The sequence below is a fragment of the Allofournierella massiliensis genome (assembly GCF_964241245.1).
In the GTDB taxonomy this organism is placed as follows: Bacteria; Bacillota; Clostridia; order Oscillospirales; family Ruminococcaceae; genus Allofournierella; species Allofournierella massiliensis.
In genome coordinates this window covers 134,581-148,042 of the sequence record NZ_CAXSWZ010000004.1, presented here as the reverse complement: position 1 = coordinate 148,042, position 13,462 = coordinate 134,581, and the positions used below count along the sequence as shown (strand labels likewise).

General features: G+C 53.6%; 14 protein-coding genes and 1 tRNA gene. 1 reads left to right on the top strand and 14 read right to left on the bottom strand.

Going from position 1 to position 13,462, the window contains the following annotated elements; all coding sequences use genetic code 11:
- Position 1: 1 nt before the first annotated feature.
- The 9 genes from ACESYO_RS03910 to ACESYO_RS03870 all read right to left on the bottom strand — a co-directional run bounded on the left by ACESYO_RS03910 (position 2) and on the right by ACESYO_RS03870 (position 9,193).
- A tRNA-Gly gene (locus tag ACESYO_RS03910) sits at positions 2-74 on the bottom strand.
- 161 nt (positions 75-235) lie between these two features.
- Entirely contained in the window at positions 236-1,105 is an 870-nt protein-coding gene (hslO, locus tag ACESYO_RS03905; protein ID WP_276870171.1) for an Hsp33 family molecular chaperone HslO, read from the bottom strand.
- 5 nt (positions 1,106-1,110) lie between these two features.
- Positions 1,111-1,869, bottom strand: coding sequence for a class I SAM-dependent DNA methyltransferase (locus ACESYO_RS03900; protein ID WP_276870169.1), 759 nt, complete (start codon positions 1,867-1,869; stop codon positions 1,111-1,113).
- Positions 1,859-2,464 carry a ribosome biogenesis GTP-binding protein YihA/YsxC gene (yihA, locus tag ACESYO_RS03895; protein WP_058963083.1) on the bottom strand — a complete coding sequence of 202 codons (606 nt, stop codon included), beginning with the start codon at positions 2,462-2,464 and terminating at the stop codon, positions 1,859-1,861. Before yihA ends, ACESYO_RS03900 begins: the two co-directional genes overlap by 11 nt.
- A gap of 18 nt (positions 2,465-2,482) precedes the next feature.
- Positions 2,483-4,924 carry an endopeptidase La gene (lon, locus tag ACESYO_RS03890; protein ID WP_058962964.1) on the bottom strand — a complete coding sequence of 814 codons (2,442 nt, stop codon included), beginning with the start codon at positions 4,922-4,924 and terminating at the stop codon, positions 2,483-2,485.
- 177 nt (positions 4,925-5,101) lie between these two features.
- Positions 5,102-6,427, bottom strand: coding sequence for an ATP-dependent Clp protease ATP-binding subunit ClpX (gene clpX, locus ACESYO_RS03885; RefSeq protein WP_058962963.1), 1,326 nt, complete (start codon positions 6,425-6,427; stop codon positions 5,102-5,104).
- Between the two features lie 15 nt (positions 6,428-6,442).
- Entirely contained in the window at positions 6,443-7,027 is a 585-nt protein-coding gene (locus tag ACESYO_RS03880) for an ATP-dependent Clp protease proteolytic subunit (RefSeq protein ID WP_058962962.1), read from the bottom strand.
- 118 nt (positions 7,028-7,145) lie between these two features.
- Entirely contained in the window at positions 7,146-8,444 is a 1,299-nt protein-coding gene (tig, locus tag ACESYO_RS03875; RefSeq protein ID WP_058962961.1) for a trigger factor, read from the bottom strand.
- A 68-nt stretch (positions 8,445-8,512) separates the two neighbouring features.
- Complete coding sequence (locus tag ACESYO_RS03870) at positions 8,513-9,193, bottom strand: metallophosphoesterase (RefSeq protein ID WP_283127892.1); 681 nt, start codon at positions 9,191-9,193, stop codon at positions 8,513-8,515.
- Positions 9,194-9,255: 62 nt separating this feature from the next.
- Between ACESYO_RS03870 and ACESYO_RS03865 the strand changes: the two genes are divergently transcribed.
- Complete coding sequence (locus ACESYO_RS03865; protein WP_087181463.1) at positions 9,256-9,414, top strand: DUF1540 domain-containing protein; 159 nt, start codon at positions 9,256-9,258, stop codon at positions 9,412-9,414.
- A 73-nt stretch (positions 9,415-9,487) separates the two neighbouring features.
- On the opposite strand, the gene thrC is transcribed toward ACESYO_RS03865, so the two are convergent.
- From thrC to lepB, 5 genes are read right to left on the bottom strand one after another with little or no spacing between them, the layout of a single operon-like run.
- Positions 9,488-10,954: a threonine synthase gene (gene thrC, locus ACESYO_RS03860; protein WP_283127893.1), complete on the bottom strand. Its 1,467-nt coding sequence runs from the start codon at positions 10,952-10,954 to the stop codon at positions 9,488-9,490.
- Between the two features lie 37 nt (positions 10,955-10,991).
- Positions 10,992-11,351, bottom strand: a complete 360-nt coding sequence (locus tag ACESYO_RS03855; protein WP_373209525.1) for a YraN family protein — start codon at positions 11,349-11,351, stop codon at positions 10,992-10,994.
- A 2-nt stretch (positions 11,352-11,353) separates the two neighbouring features.
- Positions 11,354-11,956, bottom strand: a complete 603-nt coding sequence (gene rnhB, locus ACESYO_RS03850) for a ribonuclease HII (RefSeq protein ID WP_058962957.1) — start codon at positions 11,954-11,956, stop codon at positions 11,354-11,356.
- The gene (ylqF, locus tag ACESYO_RS03845) at positions 11,953-12,861 is read right to left on the bottom strand and encodes a ribosome biogenesis GTPase YlqF (protein ID WP_058962956.1); all 909 of its coding nucleotides are present in this window, start codon (positions 12,859-12,861) and stop codon (positions 11,953-11,955) included. The genes rnhB and ylqF overlap by 4 nt, the downstream gene beginning before the upstream one ends.
- Complete coding sequence (lepB, locus tag ACESYO_RS03840) at positions 12,858-13,397, bottom strand: signal peptidase I (RefSeq protein ID WP_058962955.1); 540 nt, start codon at positions 13,395-13,397, stop codon at positions 12,858-12,860. Before lepB ends, ylqF begins: the two co-directional genes overlap by 4 nt.
- Between the last annotated feature and the right edge of the window lie 65 nt (positions 13,398-13,462).

The following is a 13,462-nucleotide window of genomic DNA, read 5'->3' as shown; positions in this document are numbered from 1 at the left end:
GAGCGGCTTACGAGGCTCGAACTCGCTACCTCCACCTTGGCAAGGTGGCGCTCTACCAGATGAGCTAAAGCCGCTTAACGATGTGGTTTTTGTGTCGCTGTCTCTCAGCGACGTTGTTTATTTTACCGCAGATTCCTTGTTTTGTCAACAGGTTTTTGAAAAATATTTTCACATTTTTATTTTACCCCGCCGGGCCGCGTTTATGTCCCCGGCGGGGCCTTCAAATACCCGAGAATCAGTCCAGACTCTTCAGGAGCTTATTCACATCCACGTGATACTTCTTATCGCAGAACTGACAGTTTACCTCTACTACCGGTTCCTCTGCAGCCAGCTTTTCCAGTTCGGCGCGCCCCATGCTGATCAGTGCGCGTTCCACACGCTGCTCAGTGCAATCGCAACGGTATTCCACATCATACTCGTCCAGAACCTGTGGATCAAATCCCTGCATAACCATTTCCATAATATCCTTCATGGTTTTGTCCTGTTGCAGCAAAGTGGTCACACTGGGAACATTTGCAATGTTCTTTTCCAGCATGGTGATTTCTTCCTCAGTGGCACCGGGCAGCAGCTGAAGCAGATAACCACCGGCGCAGGAAATAGTCAGGTCAGGATCCACCAGAACACCCAGTGCGCATACCGTAGGAATTTGCTCACTGGTTGCATAATAGCTGGTAATATCCTCTGCAATCTCGCCGGAAACCAGTGGAATCTGCCCCACATAAGGCTCTTTCAGGCCCAGATCACGCACAATGCTCAGGGTACCATCCCGGCCCACTGCGCCGCCCACATTCAGCTTTCCATCCGGGCGCAGAGGGATCTCCACCACAGGATGTTCCACATAACCTTTTACACAGCCCATGCCGTCTGCCACTGCCAGAACGGTACCCGCCGGGCCTCCGCCATTTACTCGCAGAGTGACGGAATCCTTGCTGTTCTTCAGCATAATCCCCATGATGGATGCTGCTGTCAGCAAACGGCCCAATGCTGCGCTGGTCACTGCGCTGGTTTTGTGGATCTGCTCCATGGTGCGTACCAGATTGGTGGAATCAACTCCGCAGAAGATCACGCCGCCATTCTCCGAAATGCCGCGAATCATATTTCCCATAACTATCATTTCTCCATTTGTGTATATTGTTTGATTGCCGTGATAATATACCTCTGGCTCTCCTCTGTAAGCGGGCCAAACGTTTCTCCATCACATACCTTTTCCACGCGGAAGCCGTAACGCTGAAGTACCTCTTCCACATAATCCAGCGGATAGGTATATTCCTTAAAATTCTCTTCAAAGCGTTCATCGGTATCCAGATAATGAATTCCAATCCGGATGCTCACCGCCTGCTCCTGCTCATCGTAATGATTGGTCCAGCAACAGGTGGCATCAGGCCCTTCCAGATCGAACACATTGTCGGCAAGAATCTCCCGATGCTTGTAGGGCGTATTCAAATCAAACAGGAACACGCCGTCCTTTTCCATGAAAAAAGCTGCTTTTTCGATGGCCTTCTCAAAATTCTCCCGAGGGCCAATGTGATTATAGGTATCAAAGGTGGAGATCGCTGCACGAATGGTGCCATACAAATCCAGATGCAGAATATCCTGCCGCAACAGAAGCAGCCGTTCCGAAATCTCCAGCTCGTCAGCTTTTTCCCGCAAGACGGCTAACATCTCTTCCGACTGGTCCACACCAATCATATCGTAGCCTGCCTGGGTAAGCATCAGCGTCAATTCGCCGGTACCGCATCCCAAATCCACTACGATGCCATCATGAATGCCGTTCTGCTCCAACTGGCTTTTCACATACAGATAAAGCGCATCGTAGTCCGCCGCGCCATTCAGCTCATCATAGAAGTAGGCAAACTCATTATACGCCATCCGCTGTTTCCCCCTGCTGAAGGCATTGCTCAAACAGAGCCTGCAACTCCGGAATGCCGGTTCCCTTCTCACTGCTGGTCAGGATAACAGCACTGCATCCATATCCTTCACAAAGCTCCGCAAACCGCTGCTTTGTGGGCTCGATCTCACTTTTCTTCAGCTTATCCGCCTTGGTGAGCGCCACCACAAAGGGAATCTGGCGATATTGCAGGTACTCCAGCATCTGCATATCATCTGCGGAAGGCATATGGCGGCTGTCCAGCAGCTGTACAAGCAGCATGCGGTTACGCTCTGCATCAAAGTAGCTGTTAATCAGTTCATCCCAACGACGGCGATCGGCATTGGATACCTTGGCATATCCATACCCCGGCAAATCCACAAAATAGGCATTATCCACCGTGTAGAAATTGATGGTGGCGGTTTTGCCCGGGGTAGCACTCACCCGCGCCAGATTCTTCCGGTTGCACAGCTTATTGATCAGGCTGGATTTTCCCACATTGGATCGGCCGGAAAACACAAACTCCGGCCGATCACTGTCCGGCAACTGGCTGGATAAACCATAGGACGCCTGAAAATCCGCCTTGTTGTAATTCAGCATTTGCACATTCTCTCCTTACTGCTGCACCACATTTTCCAGCGGATCCTTTCGATCCCCGCCTGCAATGGGTGCCGCCGCTTTTTTCGAACGGCTCTTTTTTTCCGAAGCCTTCGGCCACACCAAAGCAGCTTTCAGCACCTGCTCCAGATTGCTCATGGGCAGGAACTCAACCGCTTTCTTCACTTCATCATCCACTTCAAACAGATCGCTCACATTATCCTTGGGAATCAGAACCGTCTTGATTCCTTCCCGATAAGCAGCCATGCTCTTTTCCTTCAGCCCGCCAATGGGCAGCACATTGCCATGGAGAGTAATCTCTCCGGTCATTGCCACATCAGCCCGCACTGCCATACCGGACAGACAGGAAACCAGCGCAGTGGTAAGCGTAACACCAGCGGAAGGTCCGTCCTTGGGAACTGCTCCCTCCGGTGCATGGATGTGAATATCCGCTTTTTTGAGAACCGCCGGGTCAATGTGATACTCGGCACCGTGCACCCGTACATAGCTTACCGCCAGCTTGGCGCTCTCCTTCATTACATCGCCCAGAGAACCGGTCAATTCAATTTTCCCGGTTCCATCCGGAATAACCAGTACCTCAATGGGCAGAATCTCACCGCCCACACTGGTCCAGGCCAAACCGTTGGCAATGCCCACCGCGTTAGTTCGGTTATAGAAATCCGGTTTTACCCGGCGGGGTCCGAGCAGACCTTCCAGATCTGCGGCGCCAATCGAAATCTTTTCCGCTTCACCGCTGGCAATCTGACGGGCACACTTACGCAATACCTCTGCGATTCGGCGCTCCAGACGCCGCACACCTGCCTCGCGGGTATAACCATCAATCAGACCATACAGGCCGCTGTTGGTGATGGTGACCATTCCCTCCATCCCATTGCTCTTCAGCTGTTTGGGCAGCAGATGCCGCTTGGCGATGTTGAACTTTTCCACGCGGGTATAGCTGGGCAGCTCAATCACATCCATACGGTCCAGAAGAGGAGCCGGAATGGTATCCAGATTGTTCGCAGTGGTGATGAACAGAACCTGACTCAGATCAAAGGGAATATCCAGATAATGATCGCGGAAGGTCTTGTTCTGCTCCGGATCCAGGGCTTCCAGCAATGCCGCTGCGGGATCGCCCCGGAAATCACTGGCCAGCTTGTCGATCTCGTCCAGCAGCAGCAGCGGATTCATGCTTTTGGCTGTATTGATGGCGCTGATGATCTTGCCGGGCATTGCCCCAATGTAGGTTCTTCTGTGGCCACGAATCTCCGCTTCGTCCCGTACGCCGCCCAGGCTCATCCGGGCGTATTTGCGCCCGATGCAGGTGGCAATGGAACGGGCGATGGAGGTCTTACCCACACCCGGAGGGCCTACCAGACAGATGATCTGCCCCTTCAGTTCCGGATTGAGCTTACGCACTGCCAGAATCTCCAGAATGCGGTCCTTGACCTTCTTCAGACCATAATGCTCCTTATTGAGAATATTCTCAGCCCGGCGGATATCCAGATCGTCCACTGTGTACTGGCCCCAGGGCAGACCCAGGCAGGTATCCAGATAGGTGCGAATTACCGCCGCTTCCTGGCTGTTACCGGGCATACGGCTCAGCCGGTCAATCTCCTTGTCCAGCTTCTCCACTGCTTCCTGAGGCAGGTTCAGCGCTTCCATCTGCTGGCGATAGCGATCCGCCTCAAAGCGGGTATCCTCCTCTTCATCCAGCTCCTGCGCAATCACTCGCATCTGCTCACGCAGATAGTAATCCCGCTGGTTTTTGTCCATCTGGTCATTCACACGCTCGTGGATGTCCTGCTCAATGGCCAGAACCTGATTCTCCCGCTTAAGCAGATCTACCAGCTTCTGCAAACGCCCCATCAGGGTGCCTTCGTCCAGAATCGCCTGCTTATCCTGGTATTTGAACAGCAGATTGGCCGGAATATATTCGCTTAAAAATACCGGATCGTTGTTGGTTACAATATTATAGACCACATCCTTGGACAAGCGGCTGTTCAGGGTGAGGTACTCCTCAAACAGACCCTTCAGACTGCGAACCAGCGCTTCAGCCTCCACACTTTTCTCCGCCTTTACGCCTCGTACGGGCGCCGGCTTGATGGAAGCTACCATCATCTGCTCGTTGCTTTCCACTGCAAGCAGGCGTGCCCGGCTCTTGCCTTCCACCAGCACCTTGACCAGCTCGTCGGATACTCGCAGAATCTGCTTGATTTCCGCTACCACACCATGTTTGTACAGGTCATCCGTAGTGGGATCTTCCGTTTCCATATCCCGTTGGGCAATCAGAAAAATCGGGCTGCTGTTGGCCATAGCCCACTCAATGGCTGCAATGCTTTTTGCACGGCCTACTTCAAAATGTACAACATTATTAGGAAACAGCACCAATCCGCGCAGCGCAATGGCGGGCAGGCGCTCCACATTATGCTCCACTTTTATCTTCACACGCTCAGACATATCCAGGAACCTCCTGTTGTCTCTTTAAAAAAGAGACGGATCAATATAGTGTATTTGACTTTATATTATACACAAAAAGTAGAGTTAATTCAAGTAATCCCCTGTGAACATCCGGGGGATGAATGCACCAAAGGGGCCCTCTTGAAAACAGAGAACCCCTTTTGGCATTTCAGTCGATCACAGGATCGGCATATTATTTTTGTAACGTTTACGCACCGCACCGTATTCCAGCTCCGGCTTGCCGCCGTTCACCGTATCCTCGGTAATCGTCACCCGGATAATGGTGGGATCGCTGGGAATCTCGTACATGATGGGAATCAGCATGTTTTCCATCACGCTGCGCAGACCGCGTGCACCGCTCTTACGCTCAATGGTCTTGCGGGCCACCATACGCAGAGCGTCATCGGTAAAGTCCAGATCCACATTGTCCATCTTGAACAGTGCCTGATACTGCTTCACGATGCTGTTCTTGGGCTCTTTCAGAACCCGTACCAGAGCTTCCTCATCCAGTGCTTCCAGAACGGTAATCACGGGAATACGACCAATCAGCTCGGGAATCAGGCCGAACTTAACCAGGTCATGAGGTTCTACCTTGCGCAGCAGGGCCTCCCGCTCCTTCTCCTCACTGCTCTTCAGCTGACCGCCGAAGCCCAGAACCGAAGTCTCGGTACGGCGCTGGATATATTTCTCCAGGCCATCGAAGGCACCGCCGCAGATGAACAGAATGTTCTTGGTATTGATCTGAATGAACTCCTGCTGAGGATGCTTACGGCCACCCTGAGGAGGAACGTTACTCACAGTACCTTCCAGAATTTTCAGCAGGGCCTGCTGTACACCCTCGCCACCCACATCGCGGGTAATAGAGGGGTTTTCGCTCTTGCGGGTGATCTTATCGATCTCGTCGATGTAAATGATGCCGATCTCCGCCTTCTGGATATCGAAATCCGCAGCCTGAATCAGCTTCAGAAGGATGTTCTCCACATCCTCACCCACATAGCCAGCCTCAGTCAAAGTGGTAGCATCCGCAATTGCAAAGGGAACGCCCAGCATCTTGGCCAGGGTTTGCGCCAGCAGAGTTTTACCCACGCCGGAAGGACCAAGCAGCAGAACATTGCTCTTCTGCAGCTCCACGTCCTTATCGTCGCCACTGAGAATGCGCTTGTAGTGGTTGTAAACCGAAACCGCCAACACGCGCTTTGCATCATCCTGACCAATCACATACTGATCCAGGCCTGCCTTGATTTCGGCAGGAGTCAGAATATTGATGGATTCCGTGGCAGCCGGGCGGCTTGCTCCGCCCCGGGGCTTGGCAGTCGGCTGCTGCTGACGCGGCGGCTCCGGCACGCCCTCTTCATCCAGCAGCGAGTGGCACAGGGTGATGCACTCATTACAGATGTTTACGCCCGGGCCAATGATCATGCGCTCCACTTCGTCCTGACTTTTGCCGCAGAAACTGCAATGGAGTGTTTTTTCCTTATCTTTTCCGGAGTTGATATTTGCCATACAATCAGCTTTCCTTTATCGATGAGTGATCACTGCGTCGATCAGGCCATAATCTGCAGCCTGCTGCGCAGACAGGAAGTTGTCGCGTTCGGTATCCGCCACAATGGTCTCATAAGGCTGGCCGGTATATTCGCTAAGCATACGGTTCATACGCTCACGAGTGCGCACCAGATGATCCGCGTGGATCTTAATGTCAGTGGTCTGACCCTGCAGACCGCTCATCAACGGCTGATGGATCATGATCTCGGCATTGGGCAGAGCCAGGCGCTTGCCCTTGGTGCCACTGGCCAGCAAAAACGCGCCCATGGAGGCAGCCATGCCCATGCAGATGGTGGAAACATCACACTTGATGTATTTCATCGTATCATGGATGGCCATACCTGCACTGATGGAGCCACCGGGGCTGTTGATGTACAGGCTGATATCTTTGTCCGGATCCTGGCCTTCCAGATACAGCAGCTGAGCCACAACCAGACTGGCGGTGGTGTCGTTTACCTCATCGCACAGCATAATGATGCGGTCGTTCAGCAAACGGGAAAAAATGTCGTAAGAACGCTCACCTCGAGCGGTTTGTTCAATGACGTAAGGAACCAAACTCATGATTCGTCGCCTCCTGTTGATAAAATCAAGCGCCTGCAAAATGACCGATACGAGCAGTCACATTGCGCGTATCGGTCAGATTGATTCCGCTTATGTAAGGGGAAAGATTCTGCAGGAATTACTCCTTGCTAACCTTCTCCTCGGTGATCTCAGCCTTCTCCTTGATGAAGTCGATGGCCTTGTTCACAGCCAGATCCTTCTTCACCTCGTCGGCATTGACCAGAGACTTCACCTTGTCGATCTCCATCTTGTACTGATCGGCAATGCGCTGCATCTCGTTCTCGTACTCCTCGTCGCTGGCAGTGATGTTCTCAGCGGCAGCAACAGCCTCCAGAGCCAGACGGATCTTAACCTGCTTCTCAGCCTGCTCCTTGAAGGAAGCACGGAAGCTGTCCATGGTCTGACCCATGTACTGCAGGTACATATCCAGCTTCAGGCCCTGCTGAGCCAGACGGTACTCGAAGTCTCGAACCATCTCGTCCATACGGTTCTCGTACATTACCTCGGGGATATCGCCCTCGATGGTACCGATTACCTGATCAACCAGATCGTTCTCCACAGCCAGAGCAGCCTGCTTCTCGTTCTGCTCCTCCATACCCTTGCGGATGTTGGCCTTCAGCTCATCCAGAGTATCGAACTCGCTCACGTCCTTGGCAAACTCGTCATCCAGCAGAGGCAGCTCCTTGGTCTTTACCTCGTGCAGCTTGATCTTGAACACAGCAGCCTTGCCAGCCAGCTCCTTGGCCTGGTACTCCTCAGGGAAGGTCACGTTCACGTCGAACTCCTCGCCGGCAGCGTGGCCAACAACCTGCTCCTCGAAACCGGGGATAAAGCTGCCGGAACCCAGAACCAGGCTGTAATGCTCAGCCTTGCCGCCCTCAAAGGCGACGCCATCCACAAAGCCCTCGAAGTCGATATCAGCGGTATCGCCATTCTCAGCCTTGCCATCGCGGGTAACGATGCGGCCGTTGCGGTCCTGCATGCGGGCCAGCTCGGCATCCACATCAGCGTCCTCAACAGTATTGACCTTCTTGGTGGCCTTTAAACCGGTGTACTGGCCCAGCTTGATCTCGGGCTTCACAGCCACAACCACCTTCAGCACTACGCCGTCCTCCAGGCTCTGGGAAACAACGTCGGCCTCGGGGCGGCCCACGGGCTCGATGCCGGCTTCCTTCACCGCAGCCTCAAAAGCCTCGGGGAACAGATCATTGATGGCATCGTAGTGGAAGATATCAGCGCCATACATCTTTTCGATCACAGCGCGGGGAGCGTGGCCCTTGCGGAAGCCGGGCACGTTGTACTTCTTGCCTTCGCGCTTGAACGCCTTGTCAATGGCAGCCTTAAAAGCCTCGGCATCCACCGAAAACTGTAACTCATGCATGCTCTTTTCGAGCTTTTCACTTTTTACGAGATTCATTTTATTTCCTCCATACAAAGAAATTCAATTTATTATACCATGCTGTGCATGGAATTTCCATACTTTCGTTAAATTTTATATGGGCAAAATGCCAGTGCATCTGCTGAAATCAGGCGATATTCGATGCCATCCACCATTCCCTGCACTGCAAATCGGATCGCATTGCCATGCAAATGTCCATAAAAGCAGCGTTTTACATTGTATTCCTTCAGCAGATCGATTACCTGCTGGGCGTTGGCATTTTGGTATACCGGCGGATAATGCAGAAATGCTACCCGTTCGGCTCCTTCCTGCGCTGCATCCAGACTGGCGCGCAGTCGGCCCAGTTCCCGGTTCATCACCTTTTCGTCGTGGGCTTCCCCCACATCAAACATCCAGCTGCGAGTACCACAAACGGCCAACCCCTCGGCCAGAATGGAGTTGTTATGCAGAATGTGCAGACTGTCGAATCCGTTTTCCTGCAAAAAGCGTTCCATCTTTTTCACCGTCGTCCACCAGTAATCATGGTTACCCTTCAAAAGAAGCTTCTGGCCGGGCAGACGCTGCAAAAAGGAAAAGTCCGCAACGGTATCCTCCAGCTTCATGGCCCAACTGGTATCACCCGCCAGCACAACCGTATCCTCCGGGCGCACCAAAGTATTCCAGTGCCGCTCCAGCTTTTCCATGTAGCCCTGCCAGCCCGGAAAAATATCCATGGGCTTTTCGCATCCCAGCGACAGGTGCAGATCCCCAATCGTGTAAATTGCCATATATTTCTCCTCATATTCCTGTCGATCCGGCAAACAATAACCTCACAAAGGAGGTTTTGAAAATGGAACACAAAGAACCTGTCATTCGGGGAGTCTGCTGTGATGTACGCAACTGTGTTCACAATGACGGCTCGTGCTGCTGCACCGCCGATTCCATCCATGTGAACCGTTGCTCCGACGACCCGGGCAAAACCAAATGTGATACCTTTGCGGAAATCTGACAGATCAGAATTTTCCGCTCCGGGAAACAGCAGTGCTGCTTCGGCAAATATGCGAAGCGGCACTGCTGCTTTTTTACAGGCTTTGGGCAATCTCGCGGATCTGTTCCGGTTCGATCACCCGGTCAAAGTGTTCCTTCTGCCCCTGCAGAGATGCAAGCGCCTGCGGTACAGGGGCGCTGGTGTGTGCAGCAAGCTGCCGCATCGCCTCAAACTCATCCTCCGGCACCGGCTGGCCCAAAGCCTCCAGCACATCGCCGGGGAACTTGAAGGGGCTGGCGGTGGACAATACCACCATGGGTGCACCGGAAGAGGTTTCATTCTTGTATTCCTGCGCTACACGGAAAGCCACCGCTGTGTGGGGATCACACAGATACTGATTACCGTGGAACATGGCGCTGATCTCCTCAGCAGCCTGCTCGTCATCTGTGCAGCCTGCGGAGAAGATCTCCTGAATCTTCTTCAGGCACTGCTCATCCACCTGATAGTGGCCCTGGGTACGCAGCTGCTCCATCCATCCGCTTACCTTTTCGGTGTCCTCGCACACATGGTACAGCAGACGCTCCAGATTGGAGGAAACCAGAATATCCATGGAGGGCGAGGTGGTACGGTAGAAGGTGCGGCGGGCATCGTAATGACCGGTTTTCAAAAACTCAGTGAGCACATTGTTCCGGTTGGACGCGCAGACAAGCCGGCCTACAGGCAGGCCCATCCGCTTGGCATAATAGCCAGCCAGGATATCACCAAAGTTACCGGTGGGCACGCAGAAATCTACCGCGTCGCCCTTCTGAATGCGGCCCTGCTCCAGCAGCTGCCGGTAAGCGGCAAAGTAGTACACAATCTGAGGCGCCAGACGCCCCCAGTTGATGGAGTTTGCGCTGGACAGCCATACATTCTGCCCGGCCAGCTGTTGGCCCAGCTCCTGATCCGCAAAGACCTTTTTCACACCGGTCTGCGCATCGTCGAAGTTGCCGTTCACCGCATACACCGCCACATTATCGCCCTGCTGGGTGGTCATCTGCAGGCGCTGCACCTGACTGGTGCCGTGAGAGGGATAAAACACCGCAATTTTCACACCGGGAACATCCTGATAACCGGCCAGAGCTGCCTTGCCGGTATCGCCGGAGGTCGCCACCAGAATATAGGTCAGCTCGCTGCGTCCCAGCAGCTCCTTACCCTTGACCAGAAGTTTCGGCATGATCTGGAGTGCATAATCCTTGAAGGCACAGGTGGGGCCATGCCACAGCTCCAGCGAATACAGGTCACTGTTCACCGGATGCAGATAGCCGGCTTTGCCCTGAAATGCCGCGCCGTAGGTCTTTTCCGTAGCCTCAGACACAAACTCCTGCGGGTAACCGGGAAGGACAAGACCAAGTACATAGGCAGCCAGCTCCGCATAGCTGCTCTTCTCACAGGCAGTTTTCAGATCCGCCTGAGGGAAGGATTCCGGCACAAAAAGACCGCCCTCGGAAGAAAGGCCCTGAACGATGGCCTGAGCCGCCGATACCCGGCTGCCCGCGTTCCGCGTACTGAAAAATTGCATGGTAGTTGTCCCCTTTCTTTTCTGTGGATCTGCAGTCTCACGCCTGAAAGGCATCTCGAATGCAGTGTATTGCAAAACCGCCCTGGGGCAGAGTCAGTGCCTCCACCACGTCAAATCGGATCATTTTTTCCAGCAATCCGTTGGTTTGCAGATAAGATTGTGCAGCCAGCAAAATTCGCCGCTGCTTTGCCCGGGTTACTGCCTCCTGCGGCCGGTACCAGGCATTTTCCGCACGGGTTTTCACTTCCGCAATGACCACAAGCTCACCCTTTTGCAGAACCAGATCCAGTTCACCCTGACGGGTTTTATAGTTGTGATCCAGCAGTTTGTAGCCGCGGTTCATGTAATAACGGGCGGCAGCAGCTTCGCCGCGACGGCCCGTATCCTGGGCATTCATCCTCAATACCCCAGTTTTTTCAAAAAAGACCGGCGATAAAAGGGCTGGATGCCGTATTGCTGAATCAGTTCATAATGCAGCTTGGTGGGGTATCCTTTGTGTTTTGCCAGCTGATACTGAGGATACTGCCGATCCAGCTCCAGCATGAACCGATCCCGGCTGACCTTGGCAAGAATGGATGCCGCGCCGATGCTGGCGCTGGTGGCATCTCCTTTCACCTGAGCGCCCGCCGGAATGGAAAGCTCCGGCGGAACGCGGTTGCCATCCACCAGAACATACTCCGGCCGGATGGAAAGCTCTTCCACCGCCTGGCGCATTCCACCCATGGTAGCCCACAAAATGTTTTTTTCGTCGATCACGGCAGGCTCCACCATCACAATGCTGTATGCCAGAGCTTTTTCCCGAATCACATCAAACAGCTGTTCCCGTTTTTTCTCACTGAGCTTTTTGGAATCGTTAATTCCCTCAATGGGATTTTCCGGATCCAGAATGACAGCCGCACAGCAGACCGGGCCACACAGTGGGCCGCGACCTGCCTCGTCCACACCGCAGAAAACACCTTTTTCCCGGCGGAGCTGCTCGTCAAATTCATACAATGCGTTCATTCCTGCACCTCTTGCTCCTGAGCCTGCTCCATCTGATAGGGCTTTTCCAGCGTAATACGGCCCCACTTGCTGGCGCGGAACTCATCCACCAGCATAATTGCCGCACGCTCAGTGTTCACTTCACCGCCGCTGATCAGCATACCGCGCTTGCGGCCGATGGCCTCCAGCAGCTCCCAGGGGCCCAGCTGCAGCTGCTCTTCGCTGAGCTTGTAACGCTCTGCCAGCTTTTCCGGATAGATTTTCTGCATCTGACTGAGCAGACCCATGGCCAGTTCTTCAATGTCCAGAATATCGTCCTTGATGGAACCGATAAACGCCAGATTGGTAGCGGTTTCCAGACTGTCGAACTTTTTCCACAGCACACCGGGCATGTCCAACAGGTCGTAATTGCCCACGGTAACCCACTGCTTGCCGCGGGTCACGCCCGGACGGTCCGCCGCCTTGGCGCGCACCTGCCCTGCAAAGTTATTGATAAAGGTGGACTTGCCCACATTGGGGATGCCCACTACCATGACCCGGATGCGGGCGCCGCCCATACCCTTGATAGCCCGGCGGGCAATCAGATCTTCCAGCTCCTTTTCGATGGCCGTGCGCACCTGCGCGGCACTGCCCTTCTGCTTGGCGCTGATGGCGACACATCCGGCGCCGGAATCCCGGAAATATTTCACCCAGGCAGCTGTCAGCGCCGGGTCCGCCAGATCCGCCTTGTTCATCACATACAGACGGGGTTTCTGCTCGGTGATCCGCTGAATCTCCGGGTTCAGGCTGCTCATGGGAATGCGGGCATCCAGCAGCTGTAGAACCGCATCCACATTCTTAATATTCGCTTCCATCAGCCGCAGGGTCTTCATCATGTGACCGGGGAACCACTGGATGTTGCGGCGGTTGATCATATCGTTACTCATTTGATCCTCCCAAATGCGTTCAGGGGGAAGATGCGCCACAGCACCTTACCCAGGATATCCCGTTCATCAATCAGGCCCACGCTCACAAAGCGGCTGTCGGTGGAATGCTGACGGTTATCGCCCATCAGAAACAGCTGGCCTTCCGGCACAGTCAGAGGAAATCCGATATTGCCTTCGGTATAGGTAGGTTCGGCGGTATAGGGCTCGTCCAGAGCTTCGCCATTCACATAAACGATTCCCTGTTCCTCATCAATATCCACCGTATCACCACCTACGGCAATCACACGTTTGACCAGCGGTTTTCCGTAATTAATGTAGCCATCTACCACAACCACATCTCCGCGCTGGGGCTTGTAAAAGGTGCTCTGCACCAGCAGACGATCCTGTTCATGGAGCGTGGGCTCCATAGAATGACCATCCACCACCACCACACGAACACAAAACGCAAAAATCAGAACCAGAGCCGCCAACGCAAACACAAGAGCGTCGTACCAGTCCAGCAGATCCACATTTTTGCGAAAACGTTTTTCTTCCATTGGATACACCCTCTTTCCAGGGATTTACAGAACGTATTTCACATTTTATCATATAACGAAAAAAG

Bases quoted from the DNA above. Each gene is read 5' to 3' on its own strand.
- hslO (WP_276870171.1), bottom strand. From the start codon at position 1,105: ATGGGAAATATGATTCGCGGCATTTCGGAGAATGGCGGCGTGATCTTC.
- ACESYO_RS03900 (WP_276870169.1), bottom strand. From the start codon at position 1,869: ATGGCGTATAATGAGTTTGCCTACTTCTATGATGAGCTGAATGGCGCG.
- lon (WP_058962964.1), bottom strand. From the start codon at position 4,924: ATGTCTGAGCGTGTGAAGATAAAAGTGGAGCATAATGTGGAGCGCCTG.
- clpX (WP_058962963.1), bottom strand. From the start codon at position 6,427: ATGGCAAATATCAACTCCGGAAAAGATAAGGAAAAAACACTCCATTGC.
- ACESYO_RS03880 (WP_058962962.1), bottom strand. From the start codon at position 7,027: ATGAGTTTGGTTCCTTACGTCATTGAACAAACCGCTCGAGGTGAGCGT.
- tig (WP_058962961.1), bottom strand. From the start codon at position 8,444: ATGAATCTCGTAAAAAGTGAAAAGCTCGAAAAGAGCATGCATGAGTTA.
- ACESYO_RS03870 (WP_283127892.1), bottom strand. From the start codon at position 9,193: ATGGCAATTTACACGATTGGGGATCTGCACCTGTCGCTGGGATGCGAA.
- ACESYO_RS03865 (WP_087181463.1), top strand. From the start codon at position 9,256: ATGGAACACAAAGAACCTGTCATTCGGGGAGTCTGCTGTGATGTACGC.
- thrC (WP_283127893.1), bottom strand. From the start codon at position 10,954: ATGCAATTTTTCAGTACGCGGAACGCGGGCAGCCGGGTATCGGCGGCT.
- ACESYO_RS03855 (WP_373209525.1), bottom strand. From the start codon at position 11,351: ATGAATGCCCAGGATACGGGCCGTCGCGGCGAAGCTGCTGCCGCCCGT.
- rnhB (WP_058962957.1), bottom strand. From the start codon at position 11,956: ATGAACGCATTGTATGAATTTGACGAGCAGCTCCGCCGGGAAAAAGGT.
- ylqF (WP_058962956.1), bottom strand. From the start codon at position 12,861: ATGAGTAACGATATGATCAACCGCCGCAACATCCAGTGGTTCCCCGGT.
- lepB (WP_058962955.1), bottom strand. From the start codon at position 13,397: ATGGAAGAAAAACGTTTTCGCAAAAATGTGGATCTGCTGGACTGGTAC.